This window comes from Vibrio aquimaris (assembly GCF_009363415.1).
Taxonomy (GTDB): domain Bacteria; phylum Pseudomonadota; class Gammaproteobacteria; order Enterobacterales; family Vibrionaceae; genus Vibrio; species Vibrio aquimaris.
The window spans coordinates 1,109,860-1,128,934 of record NZ_CP045350.1; the positions used below are offsets into that span (position 1 = coordinate 1,109,860).

A 19,075-nucleotide genomic window follows, 5' to 3' on the forward strand; every position below is an offset into this window, starting at 1 on the left:
TTAGCTATTCATGTTTTTGTCTTGAAGTTAGTCAATTTTAATTATTTGTTTTTTATTGACTTTCTCATATGATGTTTTTGGTAACAAATATTATGTTGCAGTTTAATAATGTTAACTAGAATAATATATCAGTTCCTATTCTGTAAATATTGACTCTATACTTTATCGCATCAATGAAAATTAGATAAGGGGTAGAGTATGTTTACTAAGCAACTGGTATTACGGACGATTGATAGTTGTATTCTTAGTACGAAAAGCACCAGAAAGAAAACCCTTGGTTTACCCAAACTTCGAAGTGATATTGTCAAGCTCACCGATTTGAAGAAAATTAAAGATGTTTTGGTCGAAGCGATCAATGAAGAAGCTCCGACAGATCTTAAACCAGCCGACGCTGCCTGTAAGTATTGGGTAAATCGCCATTCTTCATACACATTTAGGTTATTCGATAAGGATACGAATACCAAAAAGGCGCTTAAATCTCTCGTCGATGAATACGGGGTATATTTTAATAGCGATCTTGGCAACTCTAAAGTTTATGAGAAAGCTCTGCCGCCGACCAAGCCCCTGATGTTAGGTAAAACAACGTCTATTAGTACGACGACAGTAACCAACATGAAACAAGCTTCAAGGCGCGGAGATAAGCAAATAGTCTTTTTAGGCCATGGTGAAACAACTCTTAACACGCATATCCAAATTCCCAAAGGTACGAGTGTCCATTTTTATACCTATGATCAGGCGTTTTTACGAGATGTAGATGTTAGAGCGATTGCCTGTCCAGAAGTTTGGGGGAGGCACAAGGTGCCCACTGTACGTGAAGTTGCAGGTCCTGGGATGACCATTAAAGAGCACTATATTGGAGAGCTAGATCATCAGGGGCTTGGAGGACATATTGATAATCCTGCTTTCTTGGGTGGTGTTATGTTCACCGGTATTCGTTCACTTTCATCGCTTCTTGTTCCGAATATGGGTGTGGTGCATTTTGCCGCGTGTCGCGCACACCCGACGGATGATATGATTGCTTTTAATAAGGGAGGAGGTGTCAATGCGGACAGTATTGAGCCCCAACAAAGGCGTGACTCTGTTATTGAGAATCTAATGAAAGTGGGTGGTTTGCCAGACCACTAAGCATAGAAAGAGCGCTTAAGCGCTCTTTTTGATTTTTTGGCTCTGAATGAACTACTTGAGTAGAGAGTTATCATTTATTTATAGCTGTTCAAAGAAAGTAATGCTTGGTTCTTTTGTTAGCAGGCCATCTAAATTGTCTAGCAAGTTTAAAAAATGTGGTTCTATACAGTGAGCATCAAATGCGGCTTGATTGATAAATTGCTCTTGAAACATAAATATCGATGGATTTCCTTTCTCTTGCAGCAAAGTATAGCGAATACAGCCCACTTCATTTTGTGTGGGTTGAACCATATCAAGCAACAGTTGCTTCAGAGTGTCTTCTTGGCCTGGTTTTGCTTCAAAAGTGGCGGTTAAGTGAATCATTTTTGTTCCTATTATTGGTATCTTCCGTTACGTTGCAGAAACTCGATCTTGTATCCATCAGGATCGGTGATAAAAAATAGTGTCGCTAAAACTCTATCTTGGTGATGAATCGTTTTAATATCAGACGGCAGGATATCTAATTGCTTTAGCTCATTATGAGTTTGTTCGATGTTATCGACCGACACGGCAATATGACCGTAACCAGAGCCATGTGTATAGGCGAGTTGGACACCATGATTATGTGTCAGCTCAAGCTCGAACCCTGTCTCAGGGTTTGCCAAATAGGTTAGTGTGTAGTCGTCAAAAACAAATTGTTCTTTGATGTGTAAAGCAAGTGCTTTGCGGTAAAAATCAACCGAAGTACCTAGGTCACTTACTCTTATCATAGTATGGATAAGCTTAGCCATTTTTTCCTCCTCTTCACATGAGGTAATAGAATAAACAGGCTTACGTGAGTGTTGGTAGTACTCCAGTACGACATTAACTATTTTGTTAGGGTATTTGGAGCTGCTGATATATGTTGCTCATCACGTTTTCTGGTTGGCGTAGGTAAATGAGGCAGGCGCATCTAAGTAAGGAAGTAAAGTTTTTGACTTGATCGTTATACACCAGTGCCTCTAAATAAATTGTACTGATGAATTTTGGCAATGTCATACCTTGGAGCTGAGCAATTTCTTCTAGAATGTGCCAGAAACTTGCTTCGAGCTTGATACTTGTTGCATGCCCATCAATACGAATCGACTTAGCGATAATTTGGTAGTTTTCTTGAGGTTGGTGAGAGAATAGTTCACACATAAATTTTTAACTGAGATTGGAGAAGATAGCTTTTTAACTTAGCTTTTAGTTCCAGTCAATACAGCATGAAAAATAAACGCCCAGTTGGGCGTTTACCAATTACTTCACTTGGGTCTTGATATATTCACCAAGCTCAGAGTGATGCATGATTTTTGATACAGGTATAATCGCCTCAGCAGGTCCCCAAGCAAATACGTTTACTGGCGTGTGAGTATGGGTGCCGGTTCCCCACACAATGTTTTGACTTGTAGCTTGTTCCCGTGCCAAGACATTCCCACGGTCGTTGTACGGGAAAAAGGCATCAAAATCATTGATTGCTGGTATATTTTCAGCAGATAGGTACGAGTGACCAGCTAGGCGATATGGATTAGGCTTATTGGCTATAACCTTTTCTGCTTGAGCAGAAGAGATAGGAAACTCCGTATTGGCATTTACAATTTCGGCAAACTTGGCGGCGGTTTGCTGGCCTTTATCCAATTGTTCAAACTCACTGACCATGCCATAGTAGCTCTTCTTTTGTTGATACAGTTTATCAAGCAGCTCAAATGACCCGAAGTTAAAGTTTGGGGCATAATCTTTATTTGAGAATGCCTCGCCCTCGCGTTTTTGCGGTTTGGGAAGATTTTTAGAAGAATAACTGAAACCAAAGGAGCCCGTTTCATGATCGGCTGTTACGATAACAAGAGTGTCATTACGACCTTTTGCCCATTGATAAACCGTGCTTATAGCCTCATCAAATTTAAGCATTTCATGCAGCATATTGCCCGCATCATTGCTGTGTGCAGCCCAATCTATTTGTCCGCCTTCAACCATTAGAAAGAAACCATCTTTATCTTTTGACAGTACTTCTAAAGCTTTGCTGGTCATTTCCTTCAAGCTAGGTTGAGTGCGTTTGGGATCATCTTTATTGGCGCTGTATGTAATGCCATCGTCCATTCCTGAGTACGAAAATAGTCCGAGCAATTTTCCGTTCGATGATGTTTGCATCGCTTCTCGATTGAATACTAACTGGTAGCCATTTTGTTGAGCTTCAGTTAGAAGGTTACGTTCGTCTTTGCGTTTGGACTTGAGGTAGATATCACCTTGAGTCAGCTCTTTTAGTTGGTTGTACACTTCGCCTTTGTCATTCGTTGATTGTGGAATCCAGTGTCTAAGTCCCCCTGACAGCATTACATCGGCACCTGTCTTTAGCATATCTGTGGCAATTTCATTCTCTAGAGAGCGATGAGCTCGATGAGCAGCGAAAGATGCGGGTGTCGCATGGGTTAGACGAGTGTCTGAGACAAGTCCTGTTGCTTTGCCTAAACTTTTTGCCTTTTCTAATACAGTTTGTACGTGATTGCCCTGTGCATCGATACCAATGACCTCAGAGCCAGTATGGACCCCTGTAGAGAGCATGGTTGCAGAACATGCAGAATCAACCACGATAGCATCTTCTGGGTGAGTTAATGAGGAGCCAATCACGCCCTCTTGAGCAAGTTGGAATAGTGCTGTTGATTGTCCTTTGTATATCGAATTTGGCGCTCTGTTTGCGTAGGTTTCAAGTAAACCCACTTGTTGAGGGCCCATACCGTCGCCAATCATTAAGATAACGTTTTTAATTTCTGCAGAAACTAGGTTACAAGAAAATGCAGAAGTGACCATTGCTGTGAAAATAGGTTTGGTAAAATGTTTCATGGTGGTCCCATTGATACTGTGATTTTATTGGTCCACTTTACATTGATTAAACCTATAATCAACAGGCTTGATTTTATGTTTGTTCTTCATGTCGGATTTGAGAATCGTTTGATTTACTGAGGGTTAAGGCGTGATGCATGTTATATTGGTGATAAATGGTCGGTTTTTGGAGAGCACAGGGCTAACACGCACCATATAAAGTGCGGATCTAATGATTACTCATCAGAGCTTGCCTGTTATCATAGCACTCGCTTTGTTATACGAGTGCTAGAAGTATTCCACCAACCGTTGCCGCTGCGGAAAGATATTGCCCCGCTGAGTAGGCACCGTCTTCTTCTTTTTCTATTTCATCGGGTTTGTCGATACCTAGAGCGCCGTGTGTAAACGATTCGACTTTGTCTCCAACTGTTTTATTCTCTGTTTCAGCTGCTTTGGATTCCTTGTCTAGCTCTTGTAAAGCCGCCAGCAGTGCTTTTCCTTCTTCTGAAAGTGTGACTTTGTTCTGCTCTACCTTAAGCGGTGCCGAGCCTTGGCTCAACTCGCTTTGATTCGCTTGAGGCTTGACCTGCTGGGTTGGGGTCAGCTTGGCTGGCTCCATTCCTACTGGTGTCATAGCGATCTCCTTACATCATCCTCAGGGTTTATATCGGCCGTTCAAAGGAAAACTTGTGTAAAAAATACCGTATTTGCTTGAAATCTATCCAAGCACAAAGTGTGCCGATAATATTGATAGGAGTTAAATAATAGCCAACAGAGTTAAGATAGGAGGAGTGTAGACGGTTTACTATTTTATGAATCAGTTCTACACTCGAAACATTTGGGGTTACAAACAGTTTAAATCATCATTTCTCTTACTTAACTGCTGAGATTCCTTAAGCCAATTTTCCTCTTTTATATATCGAGTAGGGAAGGGCAATACTTCAAGCTGATAATCCTGACTGTTTGAGATAACCTCATTATTAGGTGTAATAACCACGACTTTTAAGTTGGGTTGACGTGCCAATATAGAAGCTTTTATTCCCAGACCGTGCTCGATATGAAATTTTCCCCCAATATGAAGAACTTGTACGTTTGGGTTTAACTGCAAATAGCCTGTAATGCTCTCTGCCATGGTTTCATCCCAAGTGATTTGCGCAGCGTAGTATCGCTCTGCTTTTTTACTCACACCATGGTGCATGGAAGCCATAAATTTATCTTTATACAGACTTGGCTGTGTATTGACATGAGTAGCGACTGTAGCGCGTTGCTCTGGGCTGAGCTTATCTAGGTATGATATGCCTTGCTTGCCGATACAACGAACAATATTTTTTGGGGCATTAGCAGCAATAATATCGAGTTGACGAGCTTTGGCGAGTTCAACTATCGGACGGTAATCACTTTCGTAGTTGGGCCAAGCATTTGCTTCCCTTATTAGAGTCTGCTCACCTATTTCGCCATTTAGGTATTGTTCAATAACAGGCTGGGAATCACGTGAGAACTGTTCCATGGATAAGGCAGTTGTTCGTCCTAGAGCGGATAGAGTATTAAATAAATCGGTTTGAAAATGATGAATACCGCTATGGGAATGCAGCTCTCCCACCAGAATTACATCGGCTTCAAGGATATCTTGAGGAAGCTTGTGCAAAGAAATAGGGCTAGCACTAGGGGAGAAAAGTTGGTAGTCGTAGAAAGTCCCGGTTTTCTTTTGCGATGAAGTCGAGCAAGCCGTTAGACTCAAGGAGACCAGAGCTAAGCTAATGAATTTACACATATGCTTTTCCGAAAGAAGGCGATAATTAAAATTTATTTATACTACCAATAGCTACTGGTGTTTACGATAGATTCGGATAATAAAATCGGCCTCGCATTCAAATAACACCTCAGATGCCAATGACTGGCGGAGTGTTGAGTCGGCTTTCCATGCGAAGGGTGTCATTTGCAAAAGGGTATCAGCGTCGCCATTTTCTAGCGTCATAGAATAATTTAATGCCACCTGCTGCTCTAGCTCAAAGCCATCGATCTCCTCGGGACTCTCATCATGCAGATTAACGGTTTCATACAGCTTTTCTCTCAGTTGGTACAAGTGCCGCGCACCAGGAGTTACGGTAACTACAATACCGCCAGAGCGAATAACACGCTCGAGTTCGCTGGGGCTGCACGGGGCATAGATTCTGAGAACGGCATCAAGGCACTTATCTTCAAAAGGTAGGCGCGCACTCGATGCCACGCTGAATTGGCAACTGGGGTAACGTTTCGAAGCGTAACGAATAGCAACTTTCGAGATATCAAGGCCATAAGTAACGGCGCTCGAGTGTTGTTCCTTTAGTTGGCATGAAACTTCATTGGTGTAATAACCTTCTCCACAACCTATATCGAGTAGCTTGTGCTGAGAGTTTTTTAAATACTGTGCGCAGATTTGCGCAACCTTACTCTGCATGGGCTGATAATAGCCTCTTTCTAAAAAATAACGACGTGCCTGCATCATCTCTTTATTGTCGCCGGGGTCTTTTGACCGTTTATGTTGAACCGGCATTAGGTTGATGTAGCCTTCTTTGGCGATATCAAATGAGTGATTATTTTCACAACGATAAGAGCGTTCGGTAAGAGTCAGACTGTGTTCGCAAAGAGGGCAAGAATAAGACATAACAATTTCGCATTGGAGTAATTGTGGTGGATTTTAACAGGAAGATAGGGTTCAAACCATGGCAATAGTATAGCCACATACATAGAGGTATGTGGCTTGAGACTAAGTAATGAATATTTTTGTTGATAGTTGGTGGGCTTCTCCAGGCTGCAGCTCTTTACCTTGCTCTAGGCTTGATGCGTGAAGGCTCGACTCGATGCACATCATGGTAAGATAACCATGGTCAGCCATGTCGTTTAAATCGGCTGAACCTTGTTGCCAAGGGTTCCAGAGTACAGCTGAATTATGGCCTTGGTTTTCAATAACTAATTCTCTGTTGTAACCCGCATCCTTGAGGCATATTTGTTGGTTGGGGTGAGTATATACCCTATCAATGATATCGGTTAATTGCAGTGGCTCATTACCTGTGCAGCGAGCTTGATTTTGTAGGTTATCCTTATACTCAGAACCAGTTCCTATGATTATGGCATCGCGAATATCACTCACATTAAGGTAGCTATGAAGAGCCGCTGAAAACTTCCATGGTTGTACATCTGTATTGGAGACACTCAAAGTAAGGCTTAGCTCTTCTCCAACTTCGATGATAAGTCGAGCGTCAAATTGAAATGGCCAGATCTCCAGACTTTTCTCTGAGGGACTCAAGCCAAGCTCGATAACTACTCCATGATCGTTTTCCCTATGCTGTAGCAGTGACCACTCGGTTGTTCGAGCAAAGCCATGAGCAGGGGAAGCAATGCGACCAAACCATGGCCAGCACACAGGGATACCCCCACGGAGTGCTGTTTTACCATCAAAAATTGCTCTTTCACTCATCCAGATGAGATCTTTTTGCCCCGTGGGTTTATACGAGACAAGGTGTCCGCCATGCAGCGCAATACCGGCGGTCGCCTTGTCATGGATTACCCGGATGATTTTTATTTGGTCTACTTCGACGATAGTGATGTTGTTCGATAATACGGTTATAGGTGGAAGCGTGTTTAAATCCATGTCTAGGTTTCCTCAGCCAGAGCGGATGGTGAGTACATTATTGTTTTCTTTGTTATTTATGCATACTTTGCTTTAAATGCAAAAAAGGCGACTCAGTGGCCGCCCTTTGTCATAAAGCTATAAATTAATCGCGTTACTTAGAGATGTGAGCGATTAGGTCTAGAACTTTGTTTGAGTAACCGATTTCGTTGTCGTACCAAGATACAACTTTAACGAAGTTATCAGTTAGAGCGATACCAGCTTTAGCATCGAATACTGAAGTTTGAACTTCGCCGATAAAGTCTTGAGAAACGACTGCGTCTTCGGTGTAACCTAGTACGCCTTTTAGCTCACCCTCAGAAGCTTCTTTCATTGCTGCACATACAGCTTCGTAAGATGCACCTTCTTTCAGGTTTACAGTTAGGTCAACTACAGAAACGTTAGCAGTTGGTACACGGAAAGCCATACCTGTTAGTTTGCCGTTTAGTTCTGGAAGAACAACGCCTACAGCTTTAGCAGCACCAGTTGAAGATGGGATGATGTTCTGAGAAGCACCACGACCACCGCGCCAGTCTTTAGCAGAAGGACCATCTACCGTTTTTTGAGTAGCTGTAGTAGCGTGAACTGTAGTCATAAGACCAGATTCGATACCGAACTTGTCATTAAGAACTTTAGCGATAGGAGCTAGACAGTTAGTTGTGCAAGAAGCGTTAGAAACGATGTCTTGACCAGCGTAAGTGCTGTCGTTAACACCCATTACGAACATTGGAGTTGCATCTTTTGAAGGACCAGTTAGAACTACCTTTTTTGCACCAGCAGTAATGTGCTGACGTGCAGTTTCGTCAGTTAGGAAGATACCAGTTGCTTCAGCGACAACGTCCACACCGATTTCGTCCCACTTAAGGTCAGTTGGGTTACGCTCAGCAGTAACACGTACAGTCTTACCGTTAACGATTAGGTTACCACCTTCAACTTCAACAGTACCGTTGAAACGGCCGTGAGTTGAATCGTACTTAAGCATGTACGCCATGTATTCTACATCGATTAGGTCGTTGATACCCACAACTTCGATGTCGTTGCGCTCTTGTGCTGCACGAAATACGAAACGACCGATACGGCCAAAACCGTTAATACCTACTTTGATAGTCATTATAGTTGCTCCACAACTTAATTTCTGATTAAAGATAACTGGTAGTAAAATTACAGAATCCAGTCAAAATCTGCAACAGATAATCGGACTTAACTTGTTTAAAGTCAAAAAAAAGCGTCGCTTTTTTTCATAACAAGTATTATTTGACTATCTTTTGAGCGGATTGTGGGTTTTTTTCTTAACCAGTTGACATAAGATAGCTTGGATGCGTTCATTGATGGTGAGTGTCTAACCATCCTTTCACGGATTTAAAGTATGTGCTACAAACACTCTCTAGCGCAAGTTTTTGCAACGATAAAGTCAACGAGTTGAATCCTTTTTCGAGGGAGAAATAAAATTGGAACAGGCAAAAGAAAAAATTAACAAGCCCGATGAATACTGGCGTGACAGGTTGTCTGATGAAGAGTATCGAGTATGCCGCATGCAAGGCACTGAAGCACCGTTCTCCGGCAAATTACTGCATAATAAAGACACCGGGGTATATCAATGTACCTGCTGCGACAGTGCCTTGTTTCAGTCAGATAATAAATATGACTCTGGGTGTGGTTGGCCAAGTTTCGATGCGCCGATTAACGACCAAGCTATTCGCTATACAGAGGATCTGAGTCACGGAATGGTAAGGACAGAAATTCGTTGTGCAGTATGTGATAGCCATTTGGGGCATGTTTTCCCTGATGGGCCTGCTACCACAGGTGAGCGATTTTGTGTGAACTCAGTGTCGTTAATTTTCAACAAATCGGAACAAAGCGGTGAATAATTCACCGCTACTTGTTCGATTCTTTCAGTTGAACTTTGGCATCATACTGCGTTTGTATTTGCCACTATCAAGCGCACTTTGGATATCATCTGCAATATCATCCAGCTGCTTATATTTGTCTTCACTAAACCCGTAGAGTAATTTCATTTCCTGTGCTGAGGCGATAACCGGGACTTCAAACGCACTGGCAACCATGGCCCAAACGTAAGCCTGCTCTTTTTGATTTATCTGGTAATTGATACTGGCAAGTGATTTGAAGATGTCCGTATTAAGGTTATCTCCATCGCTCAGCTCAAGAGATTTGTTGAGCAGTTTGACGGTTTTTTCTAAGTCGCGACTGGTGTAGAAAGTCGCAAGGGCGTACTGCATTTCTGCTGTCTCTAACGCAGGTTTTCCTTCAAGCTGTAAGAAGCTTCTACGTGCACTTTCATCGCCGGTCTGACTCCACAAGAAATACAGAGCATCAGGGGATGAGGACTTTCTAATCTTTTCCACGAGAGTCTCGAGGTCTTCACCTGCATTGACTAGAGCATTGAAACGCTTTCTTCGCAAATCTCCTTGATCTATAGTCTGAATCTGTGAAGCGAGCTCTATGCACTTTTTATATTCTGCGGTTAACGCATACTCTTTGATTAACATCGCATCTGATGGATTTCGGAATGAGTCATATCTATGCCAGATGAGCTTAGTACGTGGCAGTTTGCACTGACCATCGTTTTGATTCATTCTCTCGCAGCGAAGTTTTGGGTTGTCCTTACAAAGCTGATCGGTATTTCTTCTATTTTCGAAACATCCAGTGACAGCAGCAGCTAGAACAACTATTGCGAATAATTTTAATGGCTTCATATTTATAATTGCTTGTGATCCGTTACACTTATCTCAGCACGTAATCTTGACTCAGATCGCTTGCTGGTTATGTTTTTCTCATATTAGTTACAACTTAAGGATAGACCATGGACGCAGAGCAGTTAGTTAATGCGATTACACCTGAAGCATATGAGCGTCTTTTATATGCTGTTGAAACAGGTAAATGGCCTGAGGGTACACCACTTTCTCAGCAGCAACGAGACTCATGTATGCAAGCTGTGATGTTATATCAGTCAAAGCACAACTCTGAAGCTCAGCATATGACAGTTGCCAAAGGTGGTGAGGTGAGTTTCAAATCAAAGTCTGAGCTAAAAAAACAGTTTGCTGATGATCAAGGTGACATTTTGAGGGTTAACCCTAATCAAGCCTAGCATTCGCTCTAATGTGATAGAAGGCCCTTCGCCTTCTATCTGAAGAGATGTCTTGTTATTGATAATTAACCGCAGCACTTTTTGTATTTTTTACCGCTACCACAGGTACAGGGGTCATTTCGGCCTACTTTGCTATTCGCCGATTTATCTAATAAAGGGCTGTTAGGGAAAGTACCGTCTATGTAATACCAGAGATCATTTTCTCTTATAAAGCGTGAGCGCTCTTCAAGGCAGTGTTTGATGCCTTGCTCTGTAAAGTACGCTTTAAAGGTAACGAACCCTTCTTGGACATGGGCTCCATCTTCGACCTTGACGACGTCCAGTTCACACCATTCACTTTCCACCGATTGTTGAATCGCCTCTCTTTGCATGTGTGCTTCGCAACTCGGGTGATAGGTTGCAATAACATAATCGACCAAGTGTTTAACATGAGCACTGTAGCGAGAACGCATCAGCTGCTCTGGCGTTTTGGCCTTAGCATGATCATTATGAATAGGTTCACAGCAATTCGCATAGTCTTTGTTTGTACCGCAAGGACAAGTATCCATGTTAGCTCCGGTAGTGCGTTGTATTATCGAAATGAGGAAAACGTAAGGACTTATGCCTAAGATTTTTGATGAAAGGGTCTTTGTTCAAGAGCATACCCCTCTTTGCTAAAGACAAGCACCGAGCCTTGCGTATACCAATCACCAAGCACGATTCGGGTTCTTTGGTTTTCTATGGTGCCGAATTTATGAATATTGGGCCTATGAGTATGTCCATGAATCATCAGTTCGACTTGATACTTGTCTAGCACAGATTCGACTTCAGATTGGGTTACATCCATGATTTCTAATGGTTTGTGCTGCTTGTCTGAATGAATGTCCGTTTGTACTTTTTTGACAATCTTTTTTTTGATAAACATCGGAATACGATTGAATAGCCATTGTAGCCAAGGTTTATGCACTATATCGCGAAATTTGAGATACTGTATATCTTGGGTGCACAATGTATCTCCATGCAATATAACGGCTTTCTTACCATAGAGATCAATGACAGTCTCATCTCCCAGAAGTGAAACCCCGGTATCAGCCGAGAAGCGTTTACCGATAAGAAAGTCTCGATTACCTTGGGTGAAATAGCAGTCTACCCCAGTGGATGTAAGACGTTTGAACTCTTCACGAATTTGATTAGCAAACTCTGAGCGGTCGTCATCACCTATCCAAAAATCAAACAAGTCACCCAAAACATATAGGGTATCGGCGTGAATAGCCTCATCACGCATAAAGCGAACAAAACAATCGGTAATTTCAGGTAGAGATGGAGACAGGTGAAGATCAGAAATAAATAATGTGGTCATAGTCATTCGTTAATCAGAATAGGTACAGAGGGAGAGTCATACACTCTCCCTCATCGTGTTTATTCTTCGATAGTCGTGCCAGTGATCAACACATCATCAAGCGGCACGTCTTGGTGCATACCATAAGAACCTGTGCTGACTTCTTTAATCTTGTTAACGACGTCCATACCTTCAGTCACTTCAGCAAAAACGCAGTAGCCCCAACCATCCATGCTTTCACTACGAAAATCTAAGAAGGTATTGTTGCTTACATTGATGAAAAATTGAGAACTTGCTGAGTGCGGCTCCATAGTACGAGCCATCGCTAGGGTGCCCACTTTATTGCTCAAACCGTTATTAGCTTCGTTTTTAATCGGATCACGCGTTTCTTTTTCGCGTAGGCCAGACTCCATGCCGCCACCTTGGATCATGAAGCCATCAATAACACGGTGAAAGAGTGTGTTGTCATAAAAACCATCACGGCAGTATTGCAAAAAGTTAGCACAGGTTTCAGGCGCTTTGTCTTCGTTTAGTTCAACTTTAATGTCACCAAAATTAGTGTGAAGGGTGATCATGATGATGTCCTTAGTTTTCATTTTTGACTTAAAGTCTGAATTCTATATGAAGTTTCACTAATTTTGTATGTGAATAATGGAGGTATTAGAGGATTAGTGGCTTTAATCGTACTTTTTTCAACATTTGAGGGATGATCTCTAAGCATGCATATTGTTATACTGAGGTACTATTTCATATTCACAATAATTAGATAGAGATCATGTTAAAGATATACAACACACTCACGAGACAAAAAGAGGAATTTACACCAATTAATGCCAACAAAATTGGTATGTATGTCTGTGGAGTCACCATCTATGATCTCTGTCATATTGGCCACGGGCGGACTTTTGTCTCTTTTGACGTTGTGTCTCGCTACTTGCGTTATCTTGGTTATGATCTGACGTTTGTCCGCAACATTACGGACATTGATGACAAGATCATTAAGCGCGCGAATGAAAACGGTGAAAGCTGCGAATCGTTGACCGAGCGCCTAATTGGCGAAATGCATGCCGATTTTGATGCACTCAATATGAAGCGTCCAGACGTTGAGCCGCGAGCTACAGAGTACATAGATGAAATTATTGAATTGGTTGAAAAGCTTATTCAGCGCGGCTTTGCTTATGTGGCTGACAACGGCGATGTTATGTTTGAAGTCGCGAAATTCGATGAGTACGGGAAACTGTCAAAACAAGATTTAGACCAGCTACAAGCGGGTGCTAGGGTAGACGTAGAAACGGCTAAACGTAGTCCACTTGATTTTGTGGTTTGGAAAATGTCAAAGCCAGGTGAGCCAAGTTGGGAGTCGCCTTGGGGAGCCGGTCGTCCAGGTTGGCATATTGAGTGTTCTGCCATGAACTCTTCTATTCTTGGTAATCACTTTGATATTCATGGTGGAGGCTCTGATCTCCAGTTCCCACACCACGAAAATGAGATTGCACAATCATGCTGTGCGCATGACACTCAATATGTTAACACTTGGATGCACAGCGGTATGGTGATGGTCGACAAAGAAAAGATGTCGAAATCACTTGGCAACTTCTTCACGATTCGTGATGTGCTGGGTCATTATGATGCAGAGACTGTGCGTTACTTTTTGATGTCAGGACACTATCGCAGTCAACTTAATTACAGTGAAGAAAACCTAAATCAAGCGAGAGCTTCTTTGGAACGCCTGTATACCTCTTTGCGTGGTTTGGACTTGACTGTACCATCTGCTGGTGGTGAGGAATATGTTAAGCGTTATACCGACGCGATGAATGACGATTTCAATACGCCAGAAGCATACTCAGTATTGTTTGATATGGCACGTGATATCAACCGAATAAAAAATGACAATCTTGAGCAGGCGAGTGCCTTGGGTTCATTGATGCGAGAGCTTGCCGACATTATCGGTATCTTACATCAAGAACCGGAAGCCTTTTTAAAAGGGCAAGCAGGCGATGATAGCGAAGCCGCTGAAATAGAGGCGCTTATTAAATTGCGTAATGATTCGCGAGCAGCAAAAGATTGGGCGAATGCCGATCTTGCTCGTGACAAGTTGACTGCTATGGGGATTGTGCTTGAAGATGGCGCCTCAGGCACGACTTGGCGTCGTAAATAGCGAATATTTTTTAGGGCTGTTGATTCAGCCCTTTTTCTTTCTATCCACAAGTTTAGGGTAATCAACCAGTGGCTCAGATGTATTTCTACTACTCGGCAATGAATGCGGGTAAATCCACCACACTTCTTCAATCATCATTTAACTACCAAGAGCGAGGGATGACCCCTCTTATATATACAGCGGCTTTGGATGACAGGTATGGGGTTGGTAAAGTGAGCTCTCGTATAGGCTTGCAGTCTGACGCGCAACTATTTCGAACTGATACGAATCTCTATCAAGAAATCGCGGCTCTGGATGAGGTTAAGAAGCGTCATTGTATCCTCGTTGATGAATGTCAGTTTTTATCAAAGCAGCAGGTTTACCAGCTAACAGAAGTGGTTGATAAGCTGAATATACCAGTGCTTTGTTATGGTTTGAGAACAGACTTTTTGGGAGAATTGTTTGAAGGCAGCAAGTACTTGTTGTCATGGGCTGATAAGTTGATTGAACTCAAAACTATTTGCCACTGTGGGCGTAAAGCTAATATGGTTATTCGAACTGATGAAAATGGCAATGCGATTGCACAGGGGGATCAGGTTGCTATCGGCGGCAATGATAGATATGTCTCGGTTTGCCGACAGCATTACAAAGAGGCGCTGGGTAAATAGCCTATAGTATCGAATACAACAAAAAACGGAGCACTAGGCTCCGTTTTTTGTTGTATTCGATAATCTGAGATTAACGAGCACGGAAGACGATACGGCCTTTTGATAGGTCGTAAGGAGTCATCTCAACAGTAACTTTATCACCAGTAAGGATACGGATGTAGTTTTTACGCATTTTACCGGAGATGTGAGCTGTAACTACGTGACCGTTTTCTAGCTCAACACGGAACATTGTGTTTGGAAGAGTATCAAGGACAGTGCCTTGCATCTCAATAACGTCTTCTTTAGCCATTTAATCCTCTTTTAGAAATGGATAATTTCCGCCAGCATTATGCCAACTAAAATGAAATCAATAAATTTGGGACGTATTCTACCCTTGCCAACGCTGATTTACTAGCCTTTGATTGCGTTGAAAACGGACTTTATAATTCATCGCGGGGCATTCGTCGATTTGATAGCCAAGATAGAGCCATTGTTTTCCCTGTTGCTGGCAGTCTTTTATTTGGAACAATACTGCTAGTGTTCCTAGGGATAATGGGTAGTGAGGGTCAAAAAAGGTGTAAAAAGCACTGATGGAATTGGATAAGATATCTGTTACTGCTACTGCAATTAACTTATCTTGATCATAGATATGTAAATATTGCGTATTCAGCCATTTACAGTGGGAAAAGTGAACAAATTCATTTTGTTTTGGTGGATACATGGTTCCACCTTTGTGACGCGCTTCAATATAGTTTGAATATAATTCGAACCAACCAGGTATCATTTCGTCTCTCAGTTCCCATGAAAGGTGCTTAGCTTTGTTAAGCAAGCGCTTTTGACTCTTTGAAAGCTCGATATCTGGTACAGATAATCTGATGGGTTGACACGCTTGGCACTGGTCACAATGTGGCTTGTAAATGGTATCGCCACTACGACGAAAACCATTGGCCAACAACACTTCATAACCCGAAGCCGTATGCATGGTCGGGTCAAGAGCGACGGCTACACGTTCTTGTTTATCGGCAAGATAGCTGCACTGATGACTATCGGTTAATCCTATACGAATTTGTTGCAGGTCAGAACTCATGGATTCTCCTCTGAAGACAACTTAATCCACTGCGGCTTATAACTGCTCGCAACAAGTTTTTCCTGTTTTAATGATAGCAGGCTTTGTATAAATTCTTCTCGCTCTAACTCCATTGCTCCAAGAGATTTGAGGTGTTTATTCATTACCTGACAATCGATCAGCTTTCCTCGCATCGCCGTAAAATGTTGACAGAAATACCAAAGCGCAATTTTTGAGGCGTTAGTTTTGAGGCTAAACATAGACTCTCCACAAAATACCTGCCCGATTGAAATACCGTATAATCCACCGATTATTTTGTTATTCTGCCATACCTCTACAGAATGGCAGTGTCCCATAGTCGCAAGCTTTTTATAGGCGATCTGCATGTCATTAGTCAGCCATGTTTCATCGGCAGAACGCGTCGAAGCACATTGTTCAATGACAGTTTCTGTTGCCATATTGATGCTGACTTGATATTCATGCTTTCTTTGAAATTTTTTAAGACTTTTAGAAGGTTTGAATGTCTTAGGATCAAAGACAGCTCGTGGTGATGGACTCCACCAAAGTATTGGGTCATCTTCGCTATACCATGGAAAAATGCCATGTTGGTAGGCCAGAAGTAAACGTTCATGCGTTAAGTCTCCTCCATAAGCGAGCAGTCCATTAGGATCATGAAGCGCTTCATGTGGGGAGGGGAACCATAGGTTATCACTATCGAGTTCAGTTAGATAAATGGCCATAATATAGGAGAATTATGATGAGAAAATGGCTTTTGATTTTATTCATTTTACCACTCTTTGCCAATGCAGCTTATGAGAGAAATAAGGCTAGACCTGTCAATGAGGTTGTCTTTGGAAGTATAGACTCTGTGCGATATTTGACTCAGCAGGACGTCGTAAAAGCAGAATCGTCGGGTTGGGAGACTCTACTGGGCGCCGTTGTAGGAGGGGTTGTTGGCAACCAATTTGGTGGTGGAACAGGTAAGCAGGTGGCGACAGCAGTTGGAGCTGTTGCCGGTGCAGGAGTTGCACATAATATGGCAAACCAAGAATACAAAGTGGAATACAAGTTGGTTGAATTACTGATTAAAACAGACAAGGGTAAGCTTATTGATGTCATTCAAGATGTCGACAATAGCATGCTGTTTGAACGCGGTGACAAAGTACGCATACTGTATTTTGACAATGGAGTTAGGGTAGACAAAGAGTATTGATTTGCTTGCAGTTAACTCGTTAAACCAAAAAAATATCGACACTAATTGTGACTTTGGTCTGGTTTTAGATGTCAATTTTGGTTACGCTGCCGTTACTAATAATTTTCAGTGCTTGCATAATCAAGGAATCTCAGAATTAAATGGAAAGCCTTACGTTACAACCCATCAGTAAAGTTCATGGCGAAGTGAACTTGCCAGGCTCTAAAAGTGTTTCAAATCGCGCACTACTGCTTGCTGCTTTAGCGCAAGGGACAACTCGTTTGACTAACCTTCTCGATAGCGATGATATTCGTCACATGTTGAACGCGCTGACTAAGCTCGGAGTGAATTACACGCTCTCGCAAGATAAGACAGTGTGCGAAGTTGAAGGTCGAGGCAAGCCATTCGACTCCAAAGATGTATTAGAGCTGTTTCTTGGTAATGCAGGGACGGCCATGCGTCCTCTTGCAGCGGCTCTTTGCTTGGGAACGGGCGACTATGTGTTAACAGGCGAGCCACGTATGAAAGAGAGGCCTATAGGCCACTTAGTGCAAGCGCTTCGACAAGCTGGTGCAAAGGTAGAGTATTTAGAGAATGAGGATTATCCGCCGCTAAAGATTCAAGGGACAGGTCTAAACGGGGGCGTGATTGAAATCGATGGTTCGATATCAAGCCAATTTTTAACTGCATTTTTGATGTCTGCACCAATGGCAAAGGAAGATATTACCATTAGGATCATTGGTGATTTGGTTTCTATACCCTATATCGACATTACCCTACACATCATGTCACAGTTTGGTGTTCAGGTAGAAAATAATAATTATCAGGAATTTACTATCCGCCACGGGCAGTCTTATGTTTCTCCTGGTGAGTTTCTCGTTGAGGGTGATGCTTCGTCGGCTTCTTACTTTTTGGCTGCAGCAGCAATCAAAGGGGGAGAAATAAAAGTCACGGGTATTGGTCGTAACAGCATTCAAGGTGATATCCAGTTTGCCGATGCGCTAGAGAAGATGGGAGCTGATATTGAGTGGGGCAATGATTATGTCATCTCTCGAGTAGGCAAACTAAAAGCGATTGATATGGACTTTAACCATATTCCTGATGCTGCAATGACTATTGCAACGGCTGCTTTGTTTGCTGAAGGAACGACAGCAATTCGCAACGTCTATAACTGGCGAGTCAAAGAAACCGATCGTTTGGCAGCTATGGCGACAGAATTACGCAAAGTCGGAGCAGAAGTTGAAGAGGGCGAAGATTATATTGTGGTGACGCCTCCAAATCAGCTCCTCCATGCGAAGATCGATACTTATGACGATCACAGAATGGCAATGTGTTTTTCTCTTGTAGCACTTAGTGATACGCCTGTTACGATTAACGATCCGAAATGTACCTCAAAAACTTTTCCGGATTATTTTGACAAGCTTTCTTCACTCAGCGTTTAAAACACATCAGCCCCGAAGATTATTTGGGGCTGCATAATATTGCAGCTAATATGTTGTAAGAATCTAGCTTTGTCTCAATGTAAATTCATTAGACAAGTGAAGAGTAAGATATTTCAGTATATTGAAAGCTGATGGTGAGTTTGGTGTGGGTAAGCCATTTGTGTCGAGAAAACAGTGGCCCTTAAAAACGAGGACTCCATCTTTTTCCTCAACCTCATCTGCTCTCATGCCAGCAATGTAATCGTCATGCTCTTGAATCAGATGATTGGCAATCAATAAAAGTTCGAATTTTGAAATGACTTTTCTCTGGTTCATCTATTATTACTCATGCTCTATTGCTATGTGTAGATAGAGAAGAGTGTAAATGAAGTTGCATTTTTAGCCTTTGAGGTAGATCAACCAAGGCAACTAGTGCATTGGCTCTTATTTTGTGAGCGGTGGCAAAATTTTCTCGCTTGTATTAGCAGAAGTATCCAAGCCGCGGCTAGTATGTGGGGCCTTTTGAAGAGGTGAGTTGTAATTCGATGAATTGTCGACCACTTAGTCGTGGATTTCAAAAAAGATATTGATCTTCTGGAT

24 protein-coding genes are annotated in these 19,075 nt (G+C 42.3%); 7 read left to right on the forward strand and 17 right to left on the reverse strand.

Annotation, left to right across the window (positions count from 1 at the left end; all coding sequences use genetic code 11):
- Positions 1-198: 198 nt before the first annotated feature.
- The gene (locus FIV01_RS05250) at positions 199-1,125 is read left to right on the forward strand and encodes a putative adhesin (RefSeq protein ID WP_152430049.1); all 927 of its coding nucleotides are present in this window, start codon (positions 199-201) and stop codon (positions 1,123-1,125) included.
- A 78-nt stretch (positions 1,126-1,203) separates the two neighbouring features.
- On the opposite strand, the gene FIV01_RS05255 is transcribed toward FIV01_RS05250, so the two are convergent.
- The 9 genes from FIV01_RS05255 to gap form a co-directional block, all read right to left on the reverse strand.
- Positions 1,204-1,488, reverse strand: coding sequence for a putative quinol monooxygenase (locus tag FIV01_RS05255; protein ID WP_152430050.1), 285 nt, complete (start codon positions 1,486-1,488; stop codon positions 1,204-1,206).
- Positions 1,489-1,499: 11 nt separating this feature from the next.
- Complete coding sequence (locus FIV01_RS05260) at positions 1,500-1,895, reverse strand: VOC family protein (RefSeq protein ID WP_152430051.1); 396 nt, start codon at positions 1,893-1,895, stop codon at positions 1,500-1,502.
- 85 nt (positions 1,896-1,980) lie between these two features.
- On the reverse strand, positions 1,981-2,283 hold the full coding sequence (locus FIV01_RS05265; protein ID WP_152430052.1) for a ribbon-helix-helix domain-containing protein: 303 nt from the start codon (positions 2,281-2,283) through the stop codon (positions 1,981-1,983).
- A gap of 99 nt (positions 2,284-2,382) precedes the next feature.
- Positions 2,383-3,960, reverse strand: coding sequence for an alkaline phosphatase (locus tag FIV01_RS05270; protein WP_152430053.1), 1,578 nt, complete (start codon positions 3,958-3,960; stop codon positions 2,383-2,385).
- Between the two features lie 256 nt (positions 3,961-4,216).
- On the reverse strand, positions 4,217-4,573 hold the full coding sequence (locus FIV01_RS05275) for a hypothetical protein (protein ID WP_152430054.1): 357 nt from the start codon (positions 4,571-4,573) through the stop codon (positions 4,217-4,219).
- Positions 4,574-4,783: 210 nt separating this feature from the next.
- Positions 4,784-5,710: a ChaN family lipoprotein gene (locus tag FIV01_RS05280; RefSeq protein ID WP_152430055.1), complete on the reverse strand. Its 927-nt coding sequence runs from the start codon at positions 5,708-5,710 to the stop codon at positions 4,784-4,786.
- 51 nt (positions 5,711-5,761) lie between these two features.
- Positions 5,762-6,583 (reverse strand): 23S rRNA (guanine(745)-N(1))-methyltransferase, encoded by an 822-nt coding sequence (gene rlmA, locus FIV01_RS05285; protein WP_152430056.1) that lies wholly within the window; start codon positions 6,581-6,583, stop codon positions 5,762-5,764.
- Between the two features lie 102 nt (positions 6,584-6,685).
- On the reverse strand, positions 6,686-7,570 hold the full coding sequence (locus FIV01_RS05290; protein WP_152430057.1) for a D-hexose-6-phosphate mutarotase: 885 nt from the start codon (positions 7,568-7,570) through the stop codon (positions 6,686-6,688).
- A gap of 133 nt (positions 7,571-7,703) precedes the next feature.
- On the reverse strand, positions 7,704-8,699 hold the full coding sequence (gene gap, locus FIV01_RS05295; protein ID WP_152430058.1) for a type I glyceraldehyde-3-phosphate dehydrogenase: 996 nt from the start codon (positions 8,697-8,699) through the stop codon (positions 7,704-7,706).
- 337 nt (positions 8,700-9,036) lie between these two features.
- On the opposite strand from gap, the gene msrB reads away from it, so the two are divergent.
- Positions 9,037-9,456, forward strand: a complete 420-nt coding sequence (msrB, locus tag FIV01_RS05300; protein ID WP_152430059.1) for a peptide-methionine (R)-S-oxide reductase MsrB — start codon at positions 9,037-9,039, stop codon at positions 9,454-9,456.
- 24 nt (positions 9,457-9,480) lie between these two features.
- On the opposite strand, the gene FIV01_RS05305 is transcribed toward msrB, so the two are convergent.
- Positions 9,481-10,302: a DUF2989 domain-containing protein gene (locus FIV01_RS05305; protein WP_152430060.1), complete on the reverse strand. Its 822-nt coding sequence runs from the start codon at positions 10,300-10,302 to the stop codon at positions 9,481-9,483.
- 107 nt (positions 10,303-10,409) lie between these two features.
- Between FIV01_RS05305 and FIV01_RS05310 the strand changes: the two genes are divergently transcribed.
- Positions 10,410-10,694, forward strand: coding sequence for a YeaC family protein (locus FIV01_RS05310; RefSeq protein ID WP_152430061.1), 285 nt, complete (start codon positions 10,410-10,412; stop codon positions 10,692-10,694).
- A gap of 65 nt (positions 10,695-10,759) precedes the next feature.
- Here FIV01_RS05310 and FIV01_RS05315 read toward each other — a convergent pair whose 3' ends face one another.
- Genes FIV01_RS05315 through FIV01_RS05325 form a run of 3 tightly spaced genes read right to left on the reverse strand, consistent with a single transcriptional unit; the run spans position 10,760 to position 12,587 of the window.
- Positions 10,760-11,242 (reverse strand): YchJ family protein, encoded by a 483-nt coding sequence (locus FIV01_RS05315; protein WP_152430062.1) that lies wholly within the window; start codon positions 11,240-11,242, stop codon positions 10,760-10,762.
- A 56-nt stretch (positions 11,243-11,298) separates the two neighbouring features.
- Positions 11,299-12,033 (reverse strand): UDP-2,3-diacylglucosamine diphosphatase, encoded by a 735-nt coding sequence (lpxH, locus tag FIV01_RS05320; RefSeq protein WP_152430063.1) that lies wholly within the window; start codon positions 12,031-12,033, stop codon positions 11,299-11,301.
- A 59-nt stretch (positions 12,034-12,092) separates the two neighbouring features.
- Positions 12,093-12,587: a peptidylprolyl isomerase gene (locus FIV01_RS05325; RefSeq protein WP_152430064.1), complete on the reverse strand. Its 495-nt coding sequence runs from the start codon at positions 12,585-12,587 to the stop codon at positions 12,093-12,095.
- A 200-nt stretch (positions 12,588-12,787) separates the two neighbouring features.
- On the opposite strand from FIV01_RS05325, the gene cysS reads away from it, so the two are divergent.
- Both cysS and FIV01_RS05335 read left to right on the forward strand, forming a co-directional pair.
- Positions 12,788-14,170 (forward strand): cysteine--tRNA ligase, encoded by a 1,383-nt coding sequence (gene cysS / locus FIV01_RS05330; protein ID WP_152430065.1) that lies wholly within the window; start codon positions 12,788-12,790, stop codon positions 14,168-14,170.
- 68 nt (positions 14,171-14,238) lie between these two features.
- Positions 14,239-14,817 carry a thymidine kinase gene (locus tag FIV01_RS05335; protein ID WP_152430066.1) on the forward strand — a complete coding sequence of 193 codons (579 nt, stop codon included), beginning with the start codon at positions 14,239-14,241 and terminating at the stop codon, positions 14,815-14,817.
- A 70-nt stretch (positions 14,818-14,887) separates the two neighbouring features.
- Here the strand turns inward: FIV01_RS05335 and infA are convergent, their stop codons facing one another.
- From infA to aat, 3 genes are all read right to left on the reverse strand, one after another.
- Positions 14,888-15,106, reverse strand: a complete 219-nt coding sequence (gene infA, locus FIV01_RS05340) for a translation initiation factor IF-1 (RefSeq protein ID WP_001040192.1) — start codon at positions 15,104-15,106, stop codon at positions 14,888-14,890.
- Between the two features lie 78 nt (positions 15,107-15,184).
- Positions 15,185-15,883: an arginyltransferase gene (locus FIV01_RS05345; RefSeq protein ID WP_152430067.1), complete on the reverse strand. Its 699-nt coding sequence runs from the start codon at positions 15,881-15,883 to the stop codon at positions 15,185-15,187.
- Positions 15,880-16,602: a leucyl/phenylalanyl-tRNA--protein transferase gene (gene aat / locus FIV01_RS05350; RefSeq protein WP_152430068.1), complete on the reverse strand. Its 723-nt coding sequence runs from the start codon at positions 16,600-16,602 to the stop codon at positions 15,880-15,882. Before aat ends, FIV01_RS05345 begins: the two co-directional genes overlap by 4 nt.
- 17 nt (positions 16,603-16,619) lie before the next feature.
- Here aat and FIV01_RS05355 point away from each other — a divergent pair, with 17 nt between their 5' ends.
- Positions 16,620-17,075 carry a glycine zipper 2TM domain-containing protein gene (locus tag FIV01_RS05355; RefSeq protein ID WP_152431662.1) on the forward strand — a complete coding sequence of 152 codons (456 nt, stop codon included), beginning with the start codon at positions 16,620-16,622 and terminating at the stop codon, positions 17,073-17,075.
- A 140-nt stretch (positions 17,076-17,215) separates the two neighbouring features.
- Complete coding sequence (aroA, locus tag FIV01_RS05360) at positions 17,216-18,496, forward strand: 3-phosphoshikimate 1-carboxyvinyltransferase (protein ID WP_152430069.1); 1,281 nt, start codon at positions 17,216-17,218, stop codon at positions 18,494-18,496.
- A 63-nt stretch (positions 18,497-18,559) separates the two neighbouring features.
- Here the strand turns inward: aroA and FIV01_RS05365 are convergent, their stop codons facing one another.
- Positions 18,560-18,811, reverse strand: a complete 252-nt coding sequence (locus FIV01_RS05365; RefSeq protein ID WP_152430070.1) for a DUF2498 family protein — start codon at positions 18,809-18,811, stop codon at positions 18,560-18,562.
- Between the last annotated feature and the right edge of the window lie 264 nt (positions 18,812-19,075).